Source organism: Gluconobacter sp. Dm-73 (assembly GCF_018256215.1).
Lineage (GTDB): Bacteria > Pseudomonadota > Alphaproteobacteria > Acetobacterales > Acetobacteraceae > Gluconobacter > Gluconobacter cadivus.
Map to the genome: position 1 here is coordinate 88,969 of NZ_JAERLW010000003.1, position 22,952 is coordinate 111,920.

General features: G+C 50.6%; 15 protein-coding genes and 1 pseudogene. 13 read left to right on the top strand and 3 right to left on the bottom strand.

Translation table 11 applies throughout. From position 1 onward, the window contains the following. Positions 1 to 79: 79 nt before the first annotated feature. The 6 genes from JK176_RS03820 to JK176_RS03845 all read left to right on the top strand — a co-directional run bounded on the left by JK176_RS03820 (position 80) and on the right by JK176_RS03845 (position 6,053). A complete protein-coding gene (locus JK176_RS03820; protein ID WP_249194175.1) occupies positions 80 to 958 on the top strand; it encodes an AraC family transcriptional regulator in 879 nt (292 codons plus the stop codon). A gap of 20 nt (positions 959 to 978) precedes the next feature. After that, the gene (locus tag JK176_RS03825) at positions 979 to 1,749 is read left to right on the top strand and encodes an SDR family NAD(P)-dependent oxidoreductase (RefSeq protein ID WP_211586485.1); all 771 of its coding nucleotides are present in this window, start codon (positions 979 to 981) and stop codon (positions 1,747 to 1,749) included. A 99-nt stretch (positions 1,750 to 1,848) separates the two neighbouring features. Continuing rightward, positions 1,849 to 2,769: a substrate-binding domain-containing protein gene (locus tag JK176_RS03830; protein WP_211586486.1), complete on the top strand. Its 921-nt coding sequence runs from the start codon at positions 1,849 to 1,851 to the stop codon at positions 2,767 to 2,769. 35 nt (positions 2,770 to 2,804) lie between these two features. Next, a complete protein-coding gene (locus JK176_RS03835) occupies positions 2,805 to 4,352 on the top strand; it encodes a sugar ABC transporter ATP-binding protein (RefSeq protein WP_211586488.1) in 1,548 nt (515 codons plus the stop codon). After that, positions 4,336 to 5,301 (top strand): ABC transporter permease, encoded by a 966-nt coding sequence (locus tag JK176_RS03840; protein WP_211576455.1) that lies wholly within the window; start codon positions 4,336 to 4,338, stop codon positions 5,299 to 5,301. The genes JK176_RS03835 and JK176_RS03840 overlap by 17 nt, the downstream gene beginning before the upstream one ends. 23 nt (positions 5,302 to 5,324) lie before the next feature. Continuing rightward, positions 5,325 to 6,053 carry an SDR family oxidoreductase gene (locus JK176_RS03845; protein WP_211576454.1) on the top strand — a complete coding sequence of 243 codons (729 nt, stop codon included), beginning with the start codon at positions 5,325 to 5,327 and terminating at the stop codon, positions 6,051 to 6,053. 140 nt (positions 6,054 to 6,193) lie between these two features. Here the strand turns inward: JK176_RS03845 and JK176_RS03850 are convergent, their stop codons facing one another. Together JK176_RS03850 and JK176_RS03855 are read right to left on the bottom strand one after the other, a co-directional pair. Continuing rightward, positions 6,194 to 7,036: a MetQ/NlpA family ABC transporter substrate-binding protein gene (locus tag JK176_RS03850; RefSeq protein WP_211586489.1), complete on the bottom strand. Its 843-nt coding sequence runs from the start codon at positions 7,034 to 7,036 to the stop codon at positions 6,194 to 6,196. Continuing rightward, complete coding sequence (locus JK176_RS03855; RefSeq protein ID WP_211586490.1) at positions 7,029 to 8,072, bottom strand: isopenicillin N synthase family oxygenase; 1,044 nt, start codon at positions 8,070 to 8,072, stop codon at positions 7,029 to 7,031. The genes JK176_RS03850 and JK176_RS03855 overlap by 8 nt, the downstream gene beginning before the upstream one ends. Positions 8,073 to 8,437: 365 nt before the next feature. Here JK176_RS03855 and JK176_RS03860 point away from each other — a divergent pair, with 365 nt between their 5' ends. The 3 genes and pseudogenes from JK176_RS03860 (at position 8,438) to JK176_RS03870 (ending at position 12,184) form a co-directional block, all read left to right on the top strand. Beyond that, positions 8,438 to 10,729 (top strand): TonB-dependent receptor domain-containing protein, encoded by a 2,292-nt coding sequence (locus tag JK176_RS03860; RefSeq protein ID WP_349291898.1) that lies wholly within the window; start codon positions 8,438 to 8,440, stop codon positions 10,727 to 10,729. Positions 10,730 to 10,773: 44 nt separating this feature from the next. Beyond that, positions 10,774 to 11,421: pseudogene (locus JK176_RS03865) on the top strand (methionine ABC transporter ATP-binding protein); the annotation flags it as partial. 103 nt (positions 11,422 to 11,524) lie between these two features. Next, positions 11,525 to 12,184, top strand: coding sequence for a methionine ABC transporter permease (locus tag JK176_RS03870; protein WP_211586492.1), 660 nt, complete (start codon positions 11,525 to 11,527; stop codon positions 12,182 to 12,184). Between the two features lie 68 nt (positions 12,185 to 12,252). Here JK176_RS03870 and JK176_RS03875 read toward each other — a convergent pair. Further along, positions 12,253 to 13,016 (bottom strand): IS5 family transposase gene (locus JK176_RS03875; protein WP_211586493.1). Its coding sequence is split into 2 segments (ribosomal slippage): positions 12,253 to 12,683 and positions 12,683 to 13,016, totalling 765 coding nucleotides; the frame shifts between segments, so codons are not numbered across the junction. A 793-nt stretch (positions 13,017 to 13,809) separates the two neighbouring features. Between JK176_RS03875 and JK176_RS03880 the strand changes: the two genes are divergently transcribed. From JK176_RS03880 to JK176_RS03895, 4 genes are all read left to right on the top strand, one after another. Continuing rightward, positions 13,810 to 16,527: a beta-eliminating lyase-related protein gene (locus JK176_RS03880; protein WP_211586494.1), complete on the top strand. Its 2,718-nt coding sequence runs from the start codon at positions 13,810 to 13,812 to the stop codon at positions 16,525 to 16,527. A gap of 45 nt (positions 16,528 to 16,572) precedes the next feature. Continuing rightward, positions 16,573 to 18,261: an aspartate-alanine antiporter gene (gene aspT, locus JK176_RS03885; protein ID WP_249194178.1), complete on the top strand. Its 1,689-nt coding sequence runs from the start codon at positions 16,573 to 16,575 to the stop codon at positions 18,259 to 18,261. A gap of 867 nt (positions 18,262 to 19,128) precedes the next feature. Next, on the top strand, positions 19,129 to 21,507 hold the full coding sequence (locus JK176_RS03890) for a TonB-dependent receptor (RefSeq protein ID WP_211586495.1): 2,379 nt from the start codon (positions 19,129 to 19,131) through the stop codon (positions 21,505 to 21,507). 86 nt (positions 21,508 to 21,593) lie between these two features. Beyond that, the gene (locus tag JK176_RS03895; RefSeq protein WP_211586496.1) at positions 21,594 to 22,952 is read left to right on the top strand and encodes an MFS transporter; all 1,359 of its coding nucleotides are present in this window, start codon (positions 21,594 to 21,596) and stop codon (positions 22,950 to 22,952) included.

Genomic DNA, 22,952 nt, shown 5'->3' on the forward strand with positions numbered 1-22,952 from the left:
TGTATCAGCGCTTGGAACGATCAGTTCCCTGACAATAAAACCGCCTGTCAGTGAAGGAAATACGCGTCCTGTTTACGAGATGATCCATGCGGACCCTAACACCAGTTTTCGCTGGCATCAGCATGACTATCCCGGCCCGCTGGCCCGTTGGAACCATCATCCGGAATACGAACTGCACCTGATCACACAGAGCGAAGGCCGTGCGATCATCGGAGACCATATCGGGAGTTTTGGACCACGCCAGCTTGTTCTGGTCGGGCCGGATCTGCCGCATGGGTGGTTCAGTCCTTTAAAGCCGGGTGAAGTGCTCACAGGACGCGATGTCGTCCTTCAGTTTAGCGCTAAATGGATTGACTGTCTGATGACGCTTTGCCCGGAACTGGGTGGACTGAGAAATCTGCTTCAGGCATCCGCTCTTGGCGTCGAGTTCACTGGCCCAGAAGCACTTGGTCTGGGAGAGAAGCTTGAGGCGATTGGCACTTTCCAAGGCGCTGGGAGGTTGGCTGCCTGTCTGGATCTTCTCGTCACATTGACGTCTACACCTTTCAGAACACTGTCGCTCAAAGGTGAGAGCAAGGGGCTCGATAGTCCGGAAATGCAACGTATGAGCGGCGTCATCACATCCCTTATGGCCATGGACCCGTCCGAAATTCGCCATGACCATCTGGCACAGAATCTGGGACTTTGTGCCTCAACATTCTCGCGCCAGTTCCGGGCCGCAACAGGAGATACGTTTATGTCTTTCCTGCATCGGTTGCGGGTGTGTCATGCGTGCCATCTGCTGGCCAGTTCCAGGCTTTCGATCACCGAAATCGGTGCGGCTTCCGGCTTTAACAACCTTTCCAATTTCAACCGTATTTTCTTGCGTCTGCGGGGCTGCACTCCACGCGAGTACCGGCGTCAGGCCCGCGAAATGACGGCCTTTTCGCCGACAGGCGCCGCAGATTTTTTGAATTGATCGACAGGGGAGAACAGACCATGCCAACACTTTCACAACGATTTTCCCTCGATGGGCGCAAAGCACTTGTCACCGGTGCGTCCCGCGGGCTTGGCGTCACGATCTGCGAGGTTCTGAGTGCTGCCGGGGCCGACATTATCGCCGTTGCACGCTCTGAAGCTGATATGGCTCAAACACGCCGGATCGTGGAAGGGCATGGTCGTCGCTGTCTTACGGTTGTTGCGGATCTTGGGGATCCGATTGCCCCTGATACCGTAGCCCAGACGGTGAGGGCTGCATGGGGTGGTGTGGATATTGTCGTCAACAATGCTGGCGTCAGTTTTCCCCGCCCTTTGGTGGACCAGACCGTCGAGGAGTGGGACACCGTGCAGGCCATCAATCTGCGTGCACCCTGGCTGCTCGCCCGTGCGTTTGCGCCAGGCATGATCGAACGCAAAAGCGGGAAGATCATCAACATCAGTTCCCAGGCCAGTTCTGTCGCGCTGATCGACCATGGTGCTTACGTCGCCTCAAAAGCCGGCTTGAATGGTCTCACCAAGGTCATGACGGCGGAGTGGGCCGCTCACAACATCCAGGCCAATGCCATCTGCCCCACAGTCGTCTGGACGCCTATGGGTGAACGCGTTTGGAGCGTCGGCAACAAGCTGGAAAAGTTGCTGGAAAAAATTCCCGCTGGTCGTGTCGCAACACCGGAAGATGTCGCGGATACAGTTCTGTACCTCGCTTCCGATGCATCGAACATGGTCAATGGACAGGAAATATTTGTCGATGGCGGATACACGGCCCTTTAGGTCGGCACATCCTCAAATAGAGACAGATAACTTTACGGCTTTGACAAGGCCCTGTGCAGGAAATGGCCAGCATCGGGCATGTAGATCAACAGGTGTAACATGAAGATCAAGACGCTTCCGCTGACCATTCTGTCTCTCGCTCTTGGCGGGACGGCCCTGTCACACCCGGCTGCCGCAGCCGGAACGCCGTTGAAAATTGGCGTTTCTTTTCAGGAAATGAACAACCCGTACTTCGTCACCATGAAAGACGCCTTGCAGGAAGCCGCTGCAACGATCGGGGCCAATGTCATCATCAGTGATGCGCATCATGATGTTTCCAAGCAGGTGAGTGACATTGAGGACATGATCCAACAGGGCGCACAGATCATCATCATTAACCCGACCGATACCGTGGGTGTTACGTCCGTCGTAAAGACCGTTCATGACAAGAATATCCCGATTGTCTCGGTGGATGCTCAGGTTGGCGGTCCACTGGACGCATTTGTCGGTTCCAAGAATTACGATGCTGGCTTCAAGGCCTGCGAGTATCTCGCCATGACCATCAAGACCGGCAATATCGGCATTATTGATGGCATTCCGGTCGTGCCAATTCTGGAGCGTGTCAAAGGCTGCAGGGACGCCATTGCCAAGCATTCTGACATCAAGATTGTCAGCGTCCAGAACGGCAAGCAGGAGCGTGATCAGGCCCTGACGGTGGCGGAGAACATGCTTCAGGCCAACCCGGATCTGAAGGGAATTTTCAGCGTCAATGACAATGGGTCCCTCGGCGTGCTGTCAGCCATCGAATCCAATGGATCGGACGTGAAGCTGGTTAGCGTTGATGGCAATCCGGAAGCCATGAAGGCCATCAGCAAGCCCGGTTCCCATTTCATTGCCACGGCGGCGCAGTTCCCCCGGCAGGAAATCCGTCTGGCACTCGCGCTCGCGCTCGCAAAGAAATGGGGTGCGGAAGTGCCGAAGGTTCTGCCAGTCGATGTCGAACTGATCGACGCGACGAAAGCCAAAACGTTCAGCTGGTAAATTCCAGGGGCGCGCTGGATTTCGGAGAGAACATCATGACACAGACCAGTCAGATAGCGTCAGAGCCTCTTCTGGCCCTTGAAGGGATCTCCAAGAGCTTTCCGGGAGTCCGGGCATTGCGGAATGTCAGCCTCAGTCTTGAGCAGGGAGAAATCCATGCTCTTCTGGGGGAGAACGGCGCTGGAAAGTCCACGATCATCAAGATCATGGGCGGGATTCAGTCTCAGGATGAAGGGCAAATCTTTCTCAATGGAAAAGAATGCCATTTCTCCAGCTACAAGGATGCCATCAACGCAGGCATCGGGATTGTTTTTCAGGAATTCAGCCTGATTCCTGAACTTGATGCCGTGGATAATATTTTCCTCGGACGCGAAATGCGGAACGCTCTCGGATTTTCCCGCAAAAACGAAATGACGCGCATCGCGCAGGGAATTTTCGAACGGCTCGGGGTCAAAACACGGTTTGACGTTCCTGTTGCGCGTCTCAGCGTGGCTGAACAGCAGTTCGTAGAAATCGCGAAGGCTTTGTCACTGGATGTACAGGTTCTCATCTTCGACGAACCAACCGCGACCCTGACGCCGACGGAAGCCGAACTGCTCTTCAACGTCATGCGGCAGCTTCGGGATCAGGGTATCGGCATTTTCTTCGTGTCGCATCATCTCGAGGAGATTTTTGAAATCTGCGACCGCATTACGGTGCTGCGCGATGGTGCGCGTGTGGGTGTTTTGAAAACGTCCGAGTGCACGATGGATCATCTGGTTGAGCGGATGGTCGGTCGGAAAATTGAAAATACGTTTCCGCCCAAGCCCGCACTGCATATTGCCGAGCGAATTCTGGAAGCTGAAAATATCCGCTTCGTCAGTAACGGACACCCCAACAGTTTCTATCTGCGGAAAGGTGAAATCCTCGGTTTTGCCGGGCTCGTCGGCTCGGGCCGAACGGAGACGGCTCTGGCGTTGATCGGCGCATTGCCATGTCCCGGAAAAACGGTGCGGATTGAGGGCAGGGAAGTGTCCATGAGAAATCCAGCACAGGCTCTGCGTCACGGTATCGGAATTCTGCCCGAAAGCCGAAAAACCGAGGGGCTGATCCTCGGCTTCAGCATCGGGGACAACATCTCTATCAATAACCTGGCGCAATATACCCGCCCAATCGGCACGATCGACACTGCGCGGGAGAAGCGCAAGACACAGGAACTGATGTCTGCCGTCCGTATCAAAGCGCCTTCGGACGAGACGACTGTGGTGAGCCTTAGTGGTGGCAACCAGCAGAAGGTTGTGATTGCGCGCTGGCTGAACCGCCGGAGCAGAATCCTGATCTTCGATGAACCCACGCGTGGCATCGATGTCGGGGCCAAGGCGGAAATCTATACACTCATGCGGAACCTCACGGCAGAGGGATACGCCATCATCATGATCTCATCCGAGCTTCCGGAGATCGTCGGCATGTGTGACCGCGTGGCCGTTTTCAGCCATGGCGTCATCACGACGGTTCTGGAGGGGGATGCCATCAGTTCGGAAGAGGTAATGCGTCATGCAACAGCAAGCGTTAAAAAGTTCGCAGTCGATGCACTCTCTGCTTGAGCGCTACAGAGCATCAAAATTCGCACGGTCAACGGCGTTTCTCCCGGCGGTTGGGCTGTTCGTGGTCGTGGCCTGCATGATCGCGCTCAACAGCCGCTTCCTGTCCTTCGGCAATCTCGAAAACGTTGCCAGACAGGTCTCGATCAACGCCATCATTTCTGTGGGTATGACTTTTGCCATTCTTACGGGCGGCATTGACCTCTCCGTAGGAGCGGTCATGGCGCTGGCGGGAACCATCACGGCTGGCCTGTTGGTTTCTGGCCTGAACGCCGGGCTGGCCATTCTCGCCGGGCTGGGTGTGGGGGCGCTTTTCGGGGCAGGAAACGGAGTCTGCATCGCCCGTCTCGGAATGCCGCCGATCATCGTCACTCTGGCATCAATGAGCATCGCCCGTGGTTTGGGGCTGATCTACACCAACGGCTATCCCATCTCGGGCCTTCCAGACTGGTTTGCATTTATCGGGCGCGGGAAGGTTTTGGGAATCCAGACGCCCATTCTCATCATGCTCGTGGTTTATGCGCTGGCCTATCTGTTGCTCCAGCGCATGCCGATCGGTCGCTATATTTATGCCATAGGCGGCAATGAAGAGGCTGTGCGCCTCTCAGGCATTGATTCCCGTAAATATAAAATCATCGTTTATCTGATCGGAGGCTTCACCGCTGCTCTGGCTGGTGTTGTTCTCTCCTCCCGTCTCATGAGCGGTCAGCCGAACGCAGGCGTCGGCTTTGAACTCGATGCCATCGCAGCCGTGGTGCTGGGTGGCACCTCAATTTCCGGCGGCCGCGGTTCCATCATCGGAACCCTGATTGGCGCCATGTTGCTGGGTGTTCTGAACAACGGGCTGAACCTGCTTGAAGTCTCCCCTTACGTTCAGAACGTCATCAAAGGCGCCATCATCCTCCTCGCAATTTTCATCAGTCGTCAGCGCGGCACAGCGTCCGCACGTTGAGACAGCATCACAGGATAGGGCATATGACACAGTCTCTTCAGGGCAAAATTGCCGCCATCACCGGCGCAGCTTCGGGCATTGGTCTCGAATGTGCCCGCTATCTCATCGAAGCGGGGGCAGTGGTCTATCTTTTGGACCGTGACGCCACAGCACTCGAAGATAAAACGGCAGAACTCGGCAGCCAGGCTCGTGCAATTATCGTCGATCTTTTTGACTACAAAACTGTAGATGCTGCGATTGCACAGATCGTTCAGGAGCAGGGCAGGATTGATATTTTCCACGCCAATGCTGGCGCTTATGTGGGCGGCAATGTCTGGGAAGGCGATCCTGACAGCTGGGACCCCATGCTCCACCTGAACATTAATGCAGCCTTCCGCTCGGTCCGCGCCGTTCTGCCGCAGATGATGAAGCAGGAAAGTGGCGATATCGTCATGACCAGTTCGATTGCGGGCATAATCCCTATTATGGCTGAACCCATCTACACCGCCTCGAAACATGCTGTGCAGGCCTTTGTCCACACAGTGCGCCGTCAGGTTGCGAAGTATGGGATTCGTGTAGGAGCCATCCAACCTGGCCCGGTTGTCACGCCTTTGCTGAAAGACTGGGATCAGGCACGGCTTGAAGCCAACATCAAGGCTGGGGCCTTAATGGAAGCCAAGGAAGTTGCCGAAGCGCTGATTTTTATTCTGACCCGTTCAAAGGGTGTCATGGTGCGGGATCTGGTCGTCCTGCCACATAACTTTGATGCCTGAAATAGAGGAGGGGTGAGTGAAGAAACCGTTGATCAGAGCTGTTTGTACGACAGCTCTGATCAACGGTTCTCTATCGCCAGTCAGATGAAGGGGCAGGTCGGCCAGCGTGTGCATCTAAAGTCAGGACGGGATGAAGGACATTACGTCCACGCAGGAATGATGGCCCCGTGATAGGCTTCAAGCAGCTTGGCGCGGACATCGGGTTTTTGAAAAGCGCTCACCAGTGGCTGAACCCAGCTCGCATGGGCGTCGGGCTCGTTTACGGCGATAAAATTGATGTAGGGATTGTTGTCCATACTCTCACGCGCCAGACGCTCCGATTTGAGGTCGATCCCGGCTTTGTAGGCCCATTCCGTAATCACGACGCCAGCATCCAGATCTGGCAGAGACCGCGCCAGAACGGGGTCATCCAGTTCCTTGATCGTGAGGTTTTTCGGATTTTCGGAGATATCGAGTGCGGTTGGCATTTCGCCTGCGTCAGGTGAAATCTTCAGTAACCCAAGAGATTGCAGAAGTTTAAGCGCACGTCCCTCATTCGTAGGGTCGGCGGGAACGCCGATCGTTGCCCCATCGGGGATTGTGGAAAGTGTTTTCCATCTTTTCGAATAAAAGCCGATCGGTGCGAAATAGGTGTTTCCAACAGGCACGATATGAGATCCCAGCGCAGTATTCTGGGCCTGAAGGTAAGGGCCGTGTTGAAATGCGTTGGCGTCCAGATCTCCTGCCGCAAGGGCCGCGTTGATCGGATTGCCTTCAGAAAAGGTGACGACTTCGATGGTCAGGCCCGTCGCGCGGGCATTTTCCTGAACAATACGCCAGATATCCTCGTCCTCTCCCGACAGGATGCCGACCCGTACAGGCTTCGACTGCGCTTTTGCGGATGCTCCAATGAGAGATGTGGCAGCGAGGAGCGTGAGCAGTCTGCGACGCCCCAGAAAAATGCCGGGTGCGGGCTGTGGCTGGCTGACAGGGCGATTACGCATGGTGCAGGACTTTCGAGGGAACGGCAGAGAAAAGATCACTGTGATGTCGGGCAGCGACATCGGGATGAGAGCGCAGCCGCCCTTTGAGTGTGTTCTGTCCGATCTGGGAAAAGAGGGGGTTGTCGGGATCCTGCGTGATCCCGACGCTGGAGTTCGCCAAGGCGTCCGGCAGCGGGAGGACTGGCATCGTGGCGTCGAGTTGTGCGCCGAGGAAAAAGGCTGCGGACAACCTGTCCCGCCCTGAGTTCGGGCTGACGACACGATGGATCGCAGCCTTGAAATATCCGCTTGTGGCGACTTCCAGCAATTCGCCGATGTTGACGATGAACGTCTCCGGTTGTGGGGGAGCCTGAAGCCACTCACCGTTTGCCAGTTCCACTTCCAGCCCGCCTTCATTGTCCTGAAGGATGAGCGAGAGGAGGTCGCTGTCTTTATGAGCGCCCACGCCCTGCCTTTCTCCGCCGCCATGCTGGCCGGGATAATGGATGAGTTTCAAAAGCTGGTAAGGCGTTTTGCTGACGACGGGATGAAAGGCATTTGCCGCCTGCCCCAGAGAGAGCGCAAGCGCTTCGAGGAGGCGTCTGAGGACATCCAGAACCTGCTTCTGCCATGACAGAACAGTCGCTTTGATCTGTGGGAGTGTTGCTGGCCACTGGTTGGGGCCCTGCAAACGCATATAAGCCGGTTTGCCCTTCAGATCTTCCACAATGGCTCGTTCGGGACCGATATCGAGTTGCTCGCGCCAGTCCGCCTTGCCGCGTGTGATTTCTCTACCGGCGTGATTATACCCTCTGAAATGTGGAGAATTCACCATGGAGATTTGTTCTTTCTGCTCCATCGGCAGAGAGAAAAATTCCTGTGCCTGCGCCATGAGAGCAGCATTCAGATCCGCCGGAATCCCATGCCCTTTCAGGTAGAAGAAACCGTATTCGTGGGCAGCGTTGCGCAGAGATTCAAGGAAAAACTCGTCTGGCGTCTGATGGTCCTGCCATAGGGACAGGTCGATGGTCGGAAGAGAAAGAGTGCTCTGCGTCATACACGTAACCACTTTCGGCTCTGAATTTTTGCCTCTGGGACCTGTTTTGCGACAGGTTTCAGGGGCATGCGTCCTCATATAGTCCTCCATAAAACGCGATATATATTAAATCCACATCAATATGTTGTTTGACTCAAAAAACACTATGAAATAATCAATAAAAGACAAATTTCCTTGAAAGAACGTTTATGCGTAGTGGTTATGTCCTGGCGCCACTTCTTGTTGGCCTTTCGTTTTCCGGGACCTTTTCGGGGGCCGTTGCGGCCGAAAACACATCGGCTCAGGATAGTTCCGGCGTGAAAAAACAGTCCAGAAAAGAGACTGTTGTCAAAAAAACAGCGCCTGTCGTCAGGACAGAACAGGCTGTGGCTGACGAACCGGAGCAGGTCATCGTGACAGGCACCCGAGACCCCTCTCAGACGGCGGCCCGCAGCATCAGCCCTATTACAATCATCGGGGGAAACCAGCTTCGGGCAACGGGTATGACGGATATCCGGGAGGCGCTGGTCCAGCTTTCTCCTTCCATCAGCCGTGAGGTCAACGGTTCGGATCAGGGATCGGTTATTGATGCACTGAGCTTGCGGGGATTGAATGCCGATCAGACTCTGGTGCTGGTGAATGGCAAAAGACGGCATACGACAGCCGCCATCGCGGTAGATGCGTCATCGCAGCAGGGAACGACCCCTGTCGATCTGGATATGATCCCGATTTCTGCTGTCGATCATATCGAGATCCTGCAGGACGGTGCGGCCGCGCAGTATGGATCGGATGCCATCGCAGGCGTGATCAACGTCATTCTGAAATCCAACAATCACGGCATCCATCTTCAGGCTGTCAATGGCGGCTATGCTGCGGGAGATGGCTTTACGACTGGCGAAAACCTGAATGCAGGCTTCAAGCTGGGCAATCGGGGTTTCCTGAACCTCAGTGCGGAATTCAAGCATCAGGACCGCACACAGAGAACCGGGATTGACCCCCGGACGGGCAAAAACAACGATCTGGCAACGGGCCAGCCTCAGGTAACGCGTGAGTCTATCGAAACGAATTTCGGATATCATTTAACGGATGCCATAGAGCTTTATGGTTTTGGAACATTCACGCACCGCGATGCCGAGCGCTGGGCTTTTCTGCGTGCTCCGAACACCACCGCGGCTGACGGGCTTTTGGGCATGTATCCGAACGGGTTTGAACCCGTCGAAACAATGCCAGAAAATGATTATGGCTTCACGCTCGGTTTTCGAGGAAAACGACTTTACGGTTTTGACTGGGATCTGAGTTCCACGATCGGTGGAGATCACGATACGCTGGGAGATTATAATTCCGCGAACGCGGACGCTTATAAAGAGACAGGATATTCCCCGTCGCGTTTCTATCTTGGTAGTTATTCCAACCAGCAATGGACGAACAATCTCGATATTCGGCGCGGCGTAGATCTTCCGTTTCTGTACAGCCCCTTGAATATCGCGTTTGGTGGTGAATATCGCCGTGATACCTATTCCATCGGCTCAGGAGAGCCGTTGTCGTATTATCTGAGCGGTGCGCAGGGATATCAGGGCGAAACGCCTCAGGATGCTGTTAACGCAGCCAGACACGTCGCAGCCGCCTATGTTGATTTCTCGACGCAGATCGTCAAACGCTGGCGGGTGGATCTCGCCGGACGGTTTGAGCACTATGACGATGTTGGAAATGCGCGTACGGGAAAGATCTCCACGCGATATGATATCAACCGCTTCATTGGATTTCGCGGTACCGCCAGTACCGGCTTTCGCGCTCCGACCCTAGCGGAACAGAATTTTGCGGCTTTCATCTCCAGCCCGAACTATGCAACCGGACAGATTGCGGCCAATTCACCCGCTGCTCGCGCTTTGGGTTCGCCTGGCCTCAGACCGGAAACATCCACCAACTTCAGTGCGGGTATGATCCTGAACCCGCTGCCCCGTCTTCATATCAATGTTGACGGCTATACAATTTATATCAAGCATCGGATCGTTGACGGAGGCTATGCTTCAGGTGCCCGGGCTGTAGAAGCCTATGCCGCAGCAGGTGTGGATACGTCCGGATTTTCTGGCGATGAGTCTGCAGTCAGTACAAACTACTTTACGAATGGTGCCAGTACCCGGACAACCGGACTTGATATTACGGCACGCTATTCTTCGGACTTCGGGCGTTATGGAAAAGTGGACTGGGATGCAGCCGTCAATTTCAATCATACCAATGTCAAAAACATTGCGCGGACCGGGGAAGGCGCTCCGGTTCTGAACGCCCAGCAGATCAGTTTGATGTCAACGGAAAACCCGTCCAACAAGCTGATTTTTGGAGGGATCTGGCGTCAGGGAAAATGGACGGTCGCCGTTCACGAAATCCGTTATGGGCATACGACGTCTGACCTGACATTCGTTTCGGGAAGCAATGCTTTTTCGACAACGAATTTTTATCATCAGATCAACCGTCCGCGCTTTGTGACCAATCTTGAAGTCGGTTATCAGGTTCTTCCTCAACTTCATCTGGCGCTGGGCGGCAACAATGTCGGAAACGCCCATCCCAGCCGTGTGCCGTCCTATACGGCAGATTATAACAACAATCTTTACGATACACTCAGTCAACAGTTGTCTGAAGAGGGTGGTTTTTACTATCTTCGAGCTGATCTTTCTCTTTGAATATGATGGTAATGCAGAATACGAGTATAGCTGAAGCGAATGAAATGTTGAAAGTTGAGGGTCTGTCCAAGGCCTTCAACGGCCATTATGCGCTGGAAAATATCAGTTTTTCTGTTCATCGCGGTGAAATTGTAGGGCTCATTGGGCGTTCGGGGGCAGGGAAAACGACCTTGCTTCGCTGCCTGAATGGCGCAGAAACCCTGGATTCAGGGCACGTTCTCGTTGAAGGGAAAAACCTCAGCGTTCTTAAAGAACGGGAACTGCTTGCTCTTCGGCAGCGGATCGGTCTTGTTTTTCAGGGGTTCAATCTTCTTCAGTCCCGGACTGTGGCGGGCAATATTTCTCTTGGTCTGGAGATTTTGGGAGTTCCCAAAAAAGAGCGGCAGCATCGTATTCAGGAACTGATCCATCTGGTCGGCCTTGAAGGGCATGAGACAAAGCACCCTTCGCAGCTTTCTGGCGGGCAAAAGCAAAGGGTTGGGATCGCAAGAGCGCTGGCGGGTCATCCAGCTATTTTGTTGTGTGACGAAGCAACGTCGGCGCTGGACCCTGAAGCGACGACGTCAATTCTCGCCCTTCTTGAAACCATTAATAAAGAGCTTGGTGTTACGATTATTCTCATTACGCATGAAATGGATGTTATCCGCCGTTTGGCTCAGCGAGTGCTTGTTCTCGATCAGGGGCGTATTATTGAAGATATTTCAAATGAATTACTGAACAGAGGAGAGGCGAAACACGCCCTCACGCGGTCCTTCATCAATCGTGTGAATGCAGAGGACATGGAGGCCGTCGTATATGCATCATCAGGTTTTTGATCTGTTTTTCAAAGCCACGCTGGCGACACTCGAAATGGTTTTTGCGTCTGCTGCAATTGCCGTTCTCTTTGGACTGCCTCTTGCTGTTCTGCTCACCATCACGAGGCCGGGAGGACTATGGCCCGTTCGCCTCATCGGTCGGCTCCTTGGAGTTGTGGTTGATCTGACACGAGCAGTGCCGTTCATTATTCTTCTTGTTGTCCTGATCCCTTTTACGCGCTTTGTCATGGGAACGGCTCTTGGGACTGCTGCGGCCATCGTCCCACTGTCCATTACCGCGATCCCATATTTCGCGCGGATTGCGGAAGTTTCATTGAGAGAGGTGTCTCCGGAACTGATTGACGCGGTTCGCGCGATGGGTGCGACACGGGCGAAAGTCGTGCGCTCGGTTCTCATTCCCGAAGCTCTCCCAGGACTGGTCTCTGGTCTGACCGTCACGCTGGTCACACTCATCAGCGCCTCTGCCATGGCGGGCGTCGTGGGCGCGGGCGGACTGGGTGATCTCGCAATTCGCTATGGATATCAACGATTTAATACAGTCATGATGTTATGGGTGGTGAGTATTCTTGTTGTGCTGACAATTCTTGTTCAGATTGTTGGGAATGCGATTTCCGCCCGGCTGAGGAAGAATTTCATATAGAATGATCGACAGGTTCTGAAATGCCCCCGTAATCTTCGCCCGGATGATGGATAATCTAGGCTCAGGACTCATTCTTTGAGGTAGAAGATGACGCTTGCTGCGATGTGGATTGCGGACATGAATGTATGAGCGCAGCGGTCATATCGGGTCGCAACACGTCGCCAGTCTTTCAGCTTTGCGAACATGTTTTCGATCAGATGGCGCTTTTGATATAGATGCCAATTGTAAGGTGGCTTTGATTTCCGGTTCTTCTTCGGCGGAATACAGGCTGTGATGTTCCGGTCTGCAAGCGATAACCTGATCTGCTTGCTATCGTAGCCTCTGTCACCGATGACTTCTTCTGTCTCATCGGGGAGGTCTGCCAGAAGCACGTCTGCGCCTCTGAAGTCACTGACCTGTCCAGCAGTCAGATGAAGGCGGACAGGTCGGCCCTGATCATCGCAGACGGCATGAAGTTTTGAGTTCAGGCCGCCTTTTGTCCGTCCGATATGGCGGGGAAAAGCCCCTTTTTGAACAGGGACGCCGATGTCCGGTGTGCCTTGAGATGTGTTGCATCGATCATCAGACGCTTCGAACGGCCAGCCTGTTCTGTCAGGGCGACAAAGATCCTGTCAAAAACACCCAGGCGGCTCCACCGGATAAAGCGGTTGTATAAAGTCTTGTGTGGACCATACGCTTTCGGAGCATCCTTCCACTGAAGGCCGTTGCGGAGGACATAAACGATCCCGCTCAGAACACGCCGGTCATCCACGCGTGGCACTCCGTGCGCCAGAGGAAAAAACGGCTCAATCCGCTCCATCTGGCGCTCAGACAACAAAAATACCTCACTCACAGGCCTACACTCCATCGGTAAGCCTGTGAATCACAACCTCTCGCTCAGTTCAATAAATTAATAGGTCCTGAGCCTAGGCTTCTAATAAAAAAAATAAACCTAATCCTGTTCAAAAATCAATGCAAACTAGCACAAAATTGGTTTGGAAATTTTAGAATAAGTGTTTCATTGTAATTTATATATTCTATGCTTCGTAGAGACGAAGTGTATAATTTTTCAACAATTTATATAAGAGATACATAAAGACAAAGATATAATTAATACTTCAAAAAAAATATAATTATATATGAATTTAGAAAATTATAGATCCCATTGACAAATAGATGTTTCCATTGGCAGTAATTGTTTATGAAACGCGTTCAGGATTATTTTTTCTACGCATTATCCAGATATCGGTCGGTATCAACTTTACCATGATAATAACTCACTTACGCAACAACAATTTTCATGACGTCGTCGAACTACGTTCGCTTTTATGCGAAGGGGGATTTATCTATTATAATACTGATCTCAAATAATTTTTATCTCTTAAGATTTATAAGAAAAATATGCAGAAATTAATCGAAAAACATTTTATAGAATATCAATTAATATTATTATACCGATAGTATTTAACTGTTTTTACTTCTAAATATACCCTGAGCAATGATTCATTCTGCCATATTGTTCTATTAATCATCCATTTTCGAATCACGCATCAATGAATGTTTCTTCGGTCTTATCAATTTATTTGTATCATTTGGATGGAACTTTTAGGGTCGATTCAACGTTGGGTTGAAAAAGGAATATATTCATGACCATCGGAATGTCTGAGCATCATAATTCCCATTCAATAATTGGGGAGGCGTTAGCTACTCCCGAACTGCGTTCAGATCTCTGGATATCCGTGCTTTATCAAGCTAGAAAATGGGAGAGAACACAGGAAGCACTTATAAAAGATAATCTAGCCAATGCATTGAAAAAGCTTGGAGAAATAGATTTATATTTCGCCTACCCCGGATCTATTTTATTAAATCGTCTCAGTTATTATTTAAGAGAAAACGACCATAAAGGATTTTTACGTCTTTCCCAGTGTATCGCCACAAATATTATTTCGAAAAAATTTCACCGGGATGTCTCGGTTGGGGATATCGAAAATTATGAAGATGATCCTTTTAATAGACTACCTCAGGCAATATCACGCATAAAAACGAAACCATATTTTGAAGTTCTGAGCGTTGTACCGCATGCTCGTTCACGTTGGCAGCATATTAAAGAGGAGGCGCGAGGCGTTAGGCGCTCTGAAGACGAATTCGTTTACGAAACAGTAGTTGCTGGCAGTGCCGTAGATGCATTAAAATGTATTATATTAAATTCTGATATTGAATCAGTGGTTTTATATGATGGATTCGAAAACGGTTACGATGAAAAAGATTCCTTCCTAAAAGTCTTCGAAGGGGTAATTGATTTTCAATCTTTAGATAATATCGATTATCTTTCTATTGGATTAGCACAAGCTATACATAAAATAAGACCTGAGCTTGATATTTTTCTATTAAGTGACCAAAATATAGAGAGTTTTTCCGGAAAAAAAGAAAGTCTTATTTTTAGCCGCATATTCTATCAAATGGAAGAACCTTTGGAAATTCATTTATCGATTATAGAATCGATAAATAATCGTTATAAGACTCCATTTTTTGATAACTTAAAAAAATATGCCGAAAGACCAATAGCAACCTTCCACGCCCTACCTATTGCGCGAGGAAAATCCATATTTACTTCCAATTGGATCAGTGATATGGGTGATTTCTATGGTCCAAATCTATTTCTTGCCGAAAGCTCTGCTACAACTGGCGGTTTAGATAGTCTGTTAGAACCTACAGGCAATATCAAAGATGCTCAGGACATGGCGGCAAAGGCCTTCGGAGCCGATCATGCATTTTTTGTAACGAATGGTACTTCAACAAGCAATAAAATGGTTCTTCAAGCTCTTTTGGTGCCTGGGGATATCGTCATACTAGACCGAAATTGTCACAAATCACACCATTATGGGTGTGTTTTAGCTGGTGCCCAACCCTACTACGTGGAGGCATTCCCTCTTGTAGAGTATTCTATGTACGGGGGCGTACCTATTAAAACAATAAAACAAAGCCTATTAAAACTGAAATCCCAGGGTGAAATAGATCGTGTTAAAATGGTCGATTTGACCAATTGTACATTTGATGGCCATGTCTATGACGTGCGACGCGTTATGGAAGAATGTTTGGCCATTAAGCCAGATTTGATTTTTCTATGGGATGAAGCTTGGTTTGGTTTCGCTCATTGGTCACCGCTGCTTCGTCAACGTACGGCCATGGGCGCGGCAGATGCCCTCAGCCAAGCATTAAGTCAGCCTGAGGCATTGATAGCCTGGGAAGAGCAACAAAAAACCCTTGGAGAAAATCCAAGTGATGAAGCTCTACTTGAAAATCGTCTGATACCTGATCCACGGCTTGTAAAGATTCGTGTATATCAAACTAATTCCATTCATAAATCTATGTCAGCCTTGCGCCAAGGATCGATTGTTTTGGTGAAGGATATTAAATTTGAACATGTTGAGTCACAGTTTCATGAGGCTATTTTTACTCACGCATCAACTAGTCCAAATCTACAGATTATAGCTTCTCTGGATGTTGCTAGACGCCAGATGCAGCTAGAAGGATATGGTCTCGTTGCCAACGCAATGAGAGTTTCTCTCGAAATCCGAAAGCAAATAAACAATCATCCCCTAATATCAAAGTATTTTAGGGTTTTAAATAATTCTGAAATGATCCCTGAAAAATTCAGGGAATCCGGAATTTCGGATTATAATGACCCCAGTGTGAGCTGGATTGAAGCTATAGATGCAATCAAAAATGATGAGTTTATTATTGATCCTAGCCGTATGACGTTATCATGTGGACATGCGGGATTTGATGGTACTACATTCAAAAATATACTTGCTGATAAATTTAATATACAGCTTAATAAAACTTCAAGAAATAGCGTGCTTTTGCAATCAAATATAAATAATAATAGAAGTGATATTGCTCTTCTTTTAGGAGTTCTGAATGAAATTTCAATGGATTTGGATAATAAATCGCAGAAATTTGGCAAAGAGTACCAAATCAATTTTCAAAAATCTGTGGATGAATTAATATTCGATTTACCGCATTTGCCAAATTTTAGTAAATTTGACGATTGTTATCGTAGCAACCCACAATCTGACACGCTCCATGGTGATATTCGTCGCGCATTTTATGACGCTTATAATGAGTTGAAATGTGAGTATATCGATCTGAATAGTACTGAAATTGAAACAAGACTGGAATCAGGCCCTGTTTTGGTTTCTGCTAATTTCGTTATTCCGTATCCTCCTGGCTTCCCGATCATGGTACCCGGGCAAGTCATTACCAAAGAAATTATCGAATTTATGAGAAAACTAGACGTGAAGGAAATTCATGGATTTAATAAAAACTTAGGTTTGAAGCTGCTGAAAACGGGATCTATTTAGTCTTCTATATTAAGAGAGCGGATTTGTGATTAAGGATATATTTTAATGATTTTTCATTGGATTGCGGAAACGCTACGCGCATCACCAGAGTTAGCAATATTTCTAGCTTTGGCGATTGGTTTTTGGATTGGTTCCCGAAAAATCGGTGGCTTTAGCCTTGGAGCTGTAACAGGAACGCTGCTTGTAGGAGTTCTGATTGGACAATTAGGGATTATTATCTCGCCTCAAGTGAAATCAGTATTTTTCATTATGTTTCTTTTCGCTGTGGGCTTTGGTGTGGGTCCACAATTTGTTAGAGGAATTGCGAATAACGGTCTTCCGCAGGCATTATTCGCAGTTGTTATAGCCTCGCTATGTCTCGCTTGTGTTTATATCGCAGCAATTTTTTCTGGGTACGGACCTGGTATGGCAGAAGGTTTGCTCGCAGGCTCCCAAACAATTTCGGCATCAATAGGTCTCGCGACGGATGCGATTAATCGTAGCTCGCTCTCTCCTGAGCAGGTTCAAGAACAGTTAAATGCTATCCCTGTTGCATATGCTGTAACATACTTATTTGGAACTGTTGGTACAGGCTGGATACTGGCATTTTTAGGGCCCAAGCTCCTTAGAATCAATCTAGAAGAGGAATGCCAGAGATATGAACGTGAAATGAATATTAAACCTGTGAATGGTAATTCTGAAACAGGATGGCACGAGTATATTATTCGTGCATATCGTTTGAAAACATTAGGAAAATTTGCTGGTAAAAGTGTTTTTGATGCAGAAAAATCAACACAAGATAGAATGTTTTTGGAAAATATTCGACGTAATGGGAAAATAATTCCTTTTGATGAAAGTACTATATTGTCGGTAGGCGATTGCGTTGCGGTATCTGGAGCGCATGATGCTTTGGTATATTGGTCCAATCATGCTGAAGAGATTTCAGATCGCGAATTAATAAATATTCCCATAGAAACAGTAAATGTTGTAATTACAAGTAAAAAAATCAATGGGCAACGTTTGGGGAATTTGGCCGAGTCCAATTCATCGCACGGTATTTACATAAATAATATTCATCGAGGCTCTATGAACGTAGAGATTCCTTTGCTTTCAGAAACTGCTATATTTCGAGGGGATATTATAAATATTACCGGAAGCCGTAGAAATGTCGACAAATTAATTAGTGAGTTTGGATATGCGGATCGACCAACAGACGTAACCAGCATGGTTATGGTTGGAGGCGGGATATTTATTGGCGGGCTGATTGGATCTGTTGTGCTCCCGATAGCTGGTATTCCTATTACGGTTTCTGCTTCTGGAGGAGCCCTGATTGCAGGTCTTGTCTTAGGTTGGCTTCGTAGCGTCACGCCTAAAATTGGTAATATACCAAATGCTACTGTATGGTTTATGAATACTGTAAGCCTTAATATTTTTATTGCTGTAGTTGGGATTTCAGCTGGTCCTACCTTTATTAAAGGCCTGCAAGATGCAGGGTTAAGTGTGTTTTTGTGGGGAATTTTTTCTAGTGCGTTACCAATGATTCTTGCTCCATTAATAGGAAAATATATTTTCCGATTTGATCCAGCTATAAACCTCGGTTGTTGTGGAGGTGCTAGAACAAGTACTGCATCTGTGGCAATGGTTGCTGACGTTGCGAAGAGCAATGTCCCTATGTTAGGGTATACTGTTCCTTATGCTGTAAGCAATACGTTATTGACCATGTGGGGATTAGTTATTGTTCTTCTTCTTTCATAGTGCCACTTTCGCGTGAATATTTTTAATATTATTTATTCAATTGAGAATTTACTAAATGCGTTTGCACTCCCTACAATCATACATGTCTAAGGGCCACGCCTCACTAATCAGAGCTAAAAAATGAGGTAACAGCAAGTGCAATGGCTGAGAAGAAGGCTATCCAGCACCTGTCGTAGCAGGGCGCAAGTCTTTGATGCGTCCGAACATGCTCCCTATGCGGTTGCGCGATCTTTGGCAGCGCTTTGCGTATTTGGCAGCTTTGTTCCGGAATTTTGGCTGGGGATACAGGGTTTTCTGCCCTTATTTGTTCAAGTATCCCCGAACAAGTTGGCGTCATAACCCGGGCCAGCGCGTAGACATTGGGTTTACGGCGACTCATTGAGCAGAACAAAAGCCCAAAAAACAGCCGTTTGCACCAGTATGTTGTGAAGTATGGCGTTCATGCTGCCTTTCGTGTGCCCAATCAGGTGTTTCCCTCCCCCTTCTTTTTTACCTGCAGACTGAAAGCCGTACTGCATCGCTTATGTCACCAATCACGACCTAGCGGCGTACCCACAAACACCGTCAGCGGCATTTTCGGGTAATCGATCGCTTCAACTTTCTCGACCGTCCCTATCACGCAGTCCAACGCCACATGATATCCTGAATGCTTTGGCCAACCAGCCCAGCCGTGAAAAATTCCGTACGATGCCCGCCATGATCAACGATGCATACAGCACAAAGAAAAAGGAGCTATAAAACAGTATTTTACACGTTTTTTACATAATCTAATTTTCCATTACACGTTATACAATCGCAACGTAGCTTTTCTCCAGCCGTCCCAATTCCCGCCCCTTCAGACCCGTGTGAGGGCAAGGATTGATCTCAATGTGTATCGTCCACCAGAACAAACTCGCGTTGCGCCACATGGCCCTGCTTTCGACAGTGCTGGCCGTTATTCCTTCATGCGGATGGACGGCAGAAAAACCACAACATGTCCGCAAAGGAAAAACGCCCCCACTTCACACGGTTTCTGCATCCCAGACACCTGCCGTACGCCACACCCTGAGCCGCCCTGCGGAAGCGGAGCTTATGCAGGTCCAAGGGCGACATGTCTCTCACGGTGCACAGACCGTTATTTCACAGCACGTTTTTACAAACGCCGTGACCGGAACATCCGTTATGAAGGCGTTGCAGAATGTACCGGGCGTGCTGTTCCAATCTGACGATGCGCAAGGCGTCGATACGGGCGGCGTCAAACTCTACATCCACGGGTTCTCGCAAAACCAGATCGGATTTTCACTGGACGGTATTCCGCTCGGTGAATCCGTCTATCGCAACTATAACGGTCTGAACGCCGTGGCCGCGCTGTCATCCGAGAATGTTGGTCATATGGAGATGTCACAGGGCGCGGGGGCCGTAGACATGCCCAGCACCAACGTGCTCGGCGGCGCGATCATGATTTCGTCGTCTGATCCCAAGGACAAGTTCGGCGGCACGCTGGCCGCGACCGGCGGAAGCAACGCCACCACCCACGCTTTCATCCGCATCGACAGCGGCAAGCTGAACCCCACCGGGACCAAATTCTATGTGTCCTACATGCGGAACGACACCAAACTGTGGAAAGGCTACGGCACCCAGTTCTTCCAGCAGGCCAATCTGAAGCTGGTGCAGCCGATCCATAATGAAAGCAGCGTCTCACTCCTGTTCGACTGGGCGGATGTCAAGCAGTTCAACTACCAGTCCGAAACGCTGGAGACAGTCCAGAAGCTGGGCTATCGCGTCTCCAACTATTACCCGAACTATCGTTTGGCCTATGAAGCCGCACAGGGAATTTATTCGCACGGTGAAGACAAAACCAGCGACCCGAAGGATGTCTCTTATTATGCGGGAACAACGACGTCACGCGATCTGCTGGGAGGGCTGAATTTCCATCTGAAACTGGCGGATCGCCTGCGTTGGGATTCTGTCGTGTACGGCCACAATCAGAAGGCCGATACCCAGTGGTCCGATCCGTGGATGGCCTCCGCAAACGGCGCGCCTCTCTCCGAAATCGTCAAACAGCCTGATATCCAGCGCTTTGGTCTGACGTCGAGCATGACGTATGATATCGGCAAACACGAAATTCATGGCGGCATCTGGTACGAAAACAACAAATATATCTCGAACATGTTCGCCTATAACGACCCGCTTCTTGCTGAAGGACAGACCCTGACGCCCAATCCTTTCCGCAAATGGTCTGATCCTTTCGCAAAGCTCTGGGGCCAGACCTACAATACCAACACCATGCAGACCTATATCGAGGACACCTGGCGCCCGGTTCAAAACCTCTCGCTCCATGCAGGATTCAAATCCATGCTGAGCACCACCCATGTCGGACAGACAGGAAATTACGAACCCTATACCGGCACCAATGCTCTTGCCGGCGGCGTGGGTCTGACGACATTCGGGGCGTTTCTGCCGCATTTCAGCGGAGACTGGCATTTCCTGACGCATCATGAGTTGTATTTCGATATCGCCAAGAACATGCGCGCCTATCCGCAAAGCGGCTATCACCTGTCGGCATCGCCGTTTGCCGTCTCGCAGGAGGCCTTCGATCTGTCACGCAGCTCCATCAAACCCGAGACAAGCTGGGCCTATTCGGTCGGCTACCGCTTCACACAGCGGCGTGTAGACTTCTCGGTCAGCGCCTATCGCGTGAAGTTCTCCAACCGTCTGGGCGCACTTGTCCAAGGCAGCCAGACCAACCCTCAGACCACGGTTCTAAACCTCGGCGGGGTGACCATGAACGGCGTGGATGCCGGTCTGACCCTGCGCCCACTGCGTGGTCTCTCGATTTTTAACTCGATCAGCTACAACCACTCGACCTACGACAACAATATCAGCCAGCAGGGCACGACCTATGCCACCAAGGGCAAGCATGTCGTGAACTATCCGGATCTGATGTACAAAGCGACGGCGGAGTACACTTACAGGAAGGCCAGTTTCAACATTGATGCCCTCTACACCAGCAGCCGTCCGTTCAGCTACACGAACGACACGTCGCTCCCGTCCTATTGGCTGGTCAATTTCGGAGCACGCTACAATTTCGGCCGCATCGGACGCCTGGAAAATCTGATGGCATCGTTTAACGTCACCAACCTGACGGGGTCGCGCTACCTGATCATGACGGGTGATGACGGCGGTAATCCGCTTTCGGGCGATTACCAGTCGCTGGTTGTGGGCGCACCGCGCCAGTTCTTCGGTGGCGTAAAGGCAGACTTCTGACAAAACCTTGTCCGGATCGGACATTCCCCCAAAACTGCCTTTCCGGGATAAAAGAAAGACAGCCACGACACCAACCGGATAGCGGCATGAACGGCACAATCAACAACCAGCGCCCTGCCCTGTGGGAGCGGATGAGCTTCGGCTTCGGCGATCTGGCTGGTAATGCCCTGTTCGGTATTACCGGAACCTATCTCATCTATTACTACACCAATGTTTGCGGTATTTCTGCGTCTGCTGTCGCTCTGCTGATGCTTCTGGCGCGTGTGATCGACAGCGTGGTGGACCCGGTCATCGGTTATCTGATCGACCGTCGCATCCTGTTCGGAGGGCGCGTCCGGCCCTATCTGAAATGGTTTTCCCTACCGCTCGGCTTCCTGACGTTCTGCTGCTTCCTGCCACTCCCGCTGGGATCGGGCGGGCGTCTGGCCTGGGCTTACGCCACCTATCTCGCAATGGGCGTCCTCTTTTCGCTCGTCATCGTGCCTTACGGTCTTCTGCCGAATGTCATGACGCGCAACCGGGAAGACCGCCTTTCCCTGTCCACCTTTCGAATGATGGGCGCAACGCTTGCGACCTTTCTGGTCGGGTCGTCCATTCTGCCCATGGTGCATGTCTTCGGTGGCGGTAACGAGAAACTTGGATACCCGCTGGCGATGGCCGTCGCAGGCGCTGTGGGCAGCGGACTGGCGCTCATTCCCTTCTTTGCCTGTCAGGAACGTTATGATCTCGAAGCAAATGACAACCCCGTCCGGGTTCTGCTCGGGTCCCTGTTTCGCAACCGGGCCTGGGTGATCGTTACGATCGTGCTGAGCCTGTTCTACATCAATCTGACAGCGTTCTACGGCCTGTCGCTCTACTACGCGACGGAAGTCCTGCATCGCCCGCAGTATTTCGGGGGGCTACTCATCTCGATGATGGGCGCCAGCAAGGTCGTGGGCGTATCGTGTTCGCCTTGGCTTGCACGCTGCGTAGGACAGAAGCTGACGATTGTTCTGCCCTATATCCTGTCCGCCGTGGGTCTGGCGCTGTTTGCATATGGCCCGAACAATGCCGTCTATCTGGTCGCCATCTTCGGTGTAATCTGCTTTTTCCAAGGTATGACCCTGCCAGTGTTTTACGCCATGGTCGCGGATTCCATTGACTACGGTACGGCTGTGACAGGCGTTCGTGCGTCCGGCATGGCCTATTCGATCAACAGCTTTGCGGGAAAGGTCGCCTGGGCCATCGGCGGCTCACTATCCGCCGCAATCCTGGCCTGGGGCGGTTATGTTCCCCATGCGGTCACCCAGACACAGACCGCCCTTGCCTTCATTACATTTGGCTTTTTGGGCGTTCCCGCCTGCGTCGCCCTGCTCTCGGTCCTGATCATCCTGCTTTACCCATCGGAAGCCGAGATGACACGCACTCTCCAGCCGGAAGCCCCGGTTGAGCCACAGAGCCTCTGA

Bases quoted from the DNA above. Each gene is read 5' to 3' on its own strand.
- JK176_RS03820 (WP_249194175.1), top strand. From the start codon at position 80: ATGATCCATGCGGACCCTAACACCAGTTTTCGCTGGCATCAGCATGAC.
- JK176_RS03825 (WP_211586485.1), top strand. From the start codon at position 979: ATGCCAACACTTTCACAACGATTTTCCCTCGATGGGCGCAAAGCACTT.
- JK176_RS03830 (WP_211586486.1), top strand. From the start codon at position 1,849: ATGAAGATCAAGACGCTTCCGCTGACCATTCTGTCTCTCGCTCTTGGC.
- JK176_RS03835 (WP_211586488.1), top strand. From the start codon at position 2,805: ATGACACAGACCAGTCAGATAGCGTCAGAGCCTCTTCTGGCCCTTGAA.
- JK176_RS03840 (WP_211576455.1), top strand. From the start codon at position 4,336: ATGCACTCTCTGCTTGAGCGCTACAGAGCATCAAAATTCGCACGGTCA.
- JK176_RS03845 (WP_211576454.1), top strand. From the start codon at position 5,325: ATGACACAGTCTCTTCAGGGCAAAATTGCCGCCATCACCGGCGCAGCT.
- JK176_RS03850 (WP_211586489.1), bottom strand. From the start codon at position 7,036: ATGCGTAATCGCCCTGTCAGCCAGCCACAGCCCGCACCCGGCATTTTT.
- JK176_RS03855 (WP_211586490.1), bottom strand. From the start codon at position 8,072: ATGACGCAGAGCACTCTTTCTCTTCCGACCATCGACCTGTCCCTATGG.
- JK176_RS03870 (WP_211586492.1), top strand. From the start codon at position 11,525: ATGCATCATCAGGTTTTTGATCTGTTTTTCAAAGCCACGCTGGCGACA.
- JK176_RS03880 (WP_211586494.1), top strand. From the start codon at position 13,810: ATGACCATCGGAATGTCTGAGCATCATAATTCCCATTCAATAATTGGG.
- aspT (WP_249194178.1), top strand. From the start codon at position 16,573: ATGATTTTTCATTGGATTGCGGAAACGCTACGCGCATCACCAGAGTTA.
- JK176_RS03890 (WP_211586495.1), top strand. From the start codon at position 19,129: ATGTGTATCGTCCACCAGAACAAACTCGCGTTGCGCCACATGGCCCTG.
- JK176_RS03895 (WP_211586496.1), top strand. From the start codon at position 21,594: ATGAACGGCACAATCAACAACCAGCGCCCTGCCCTGTGGGAGCGGATG.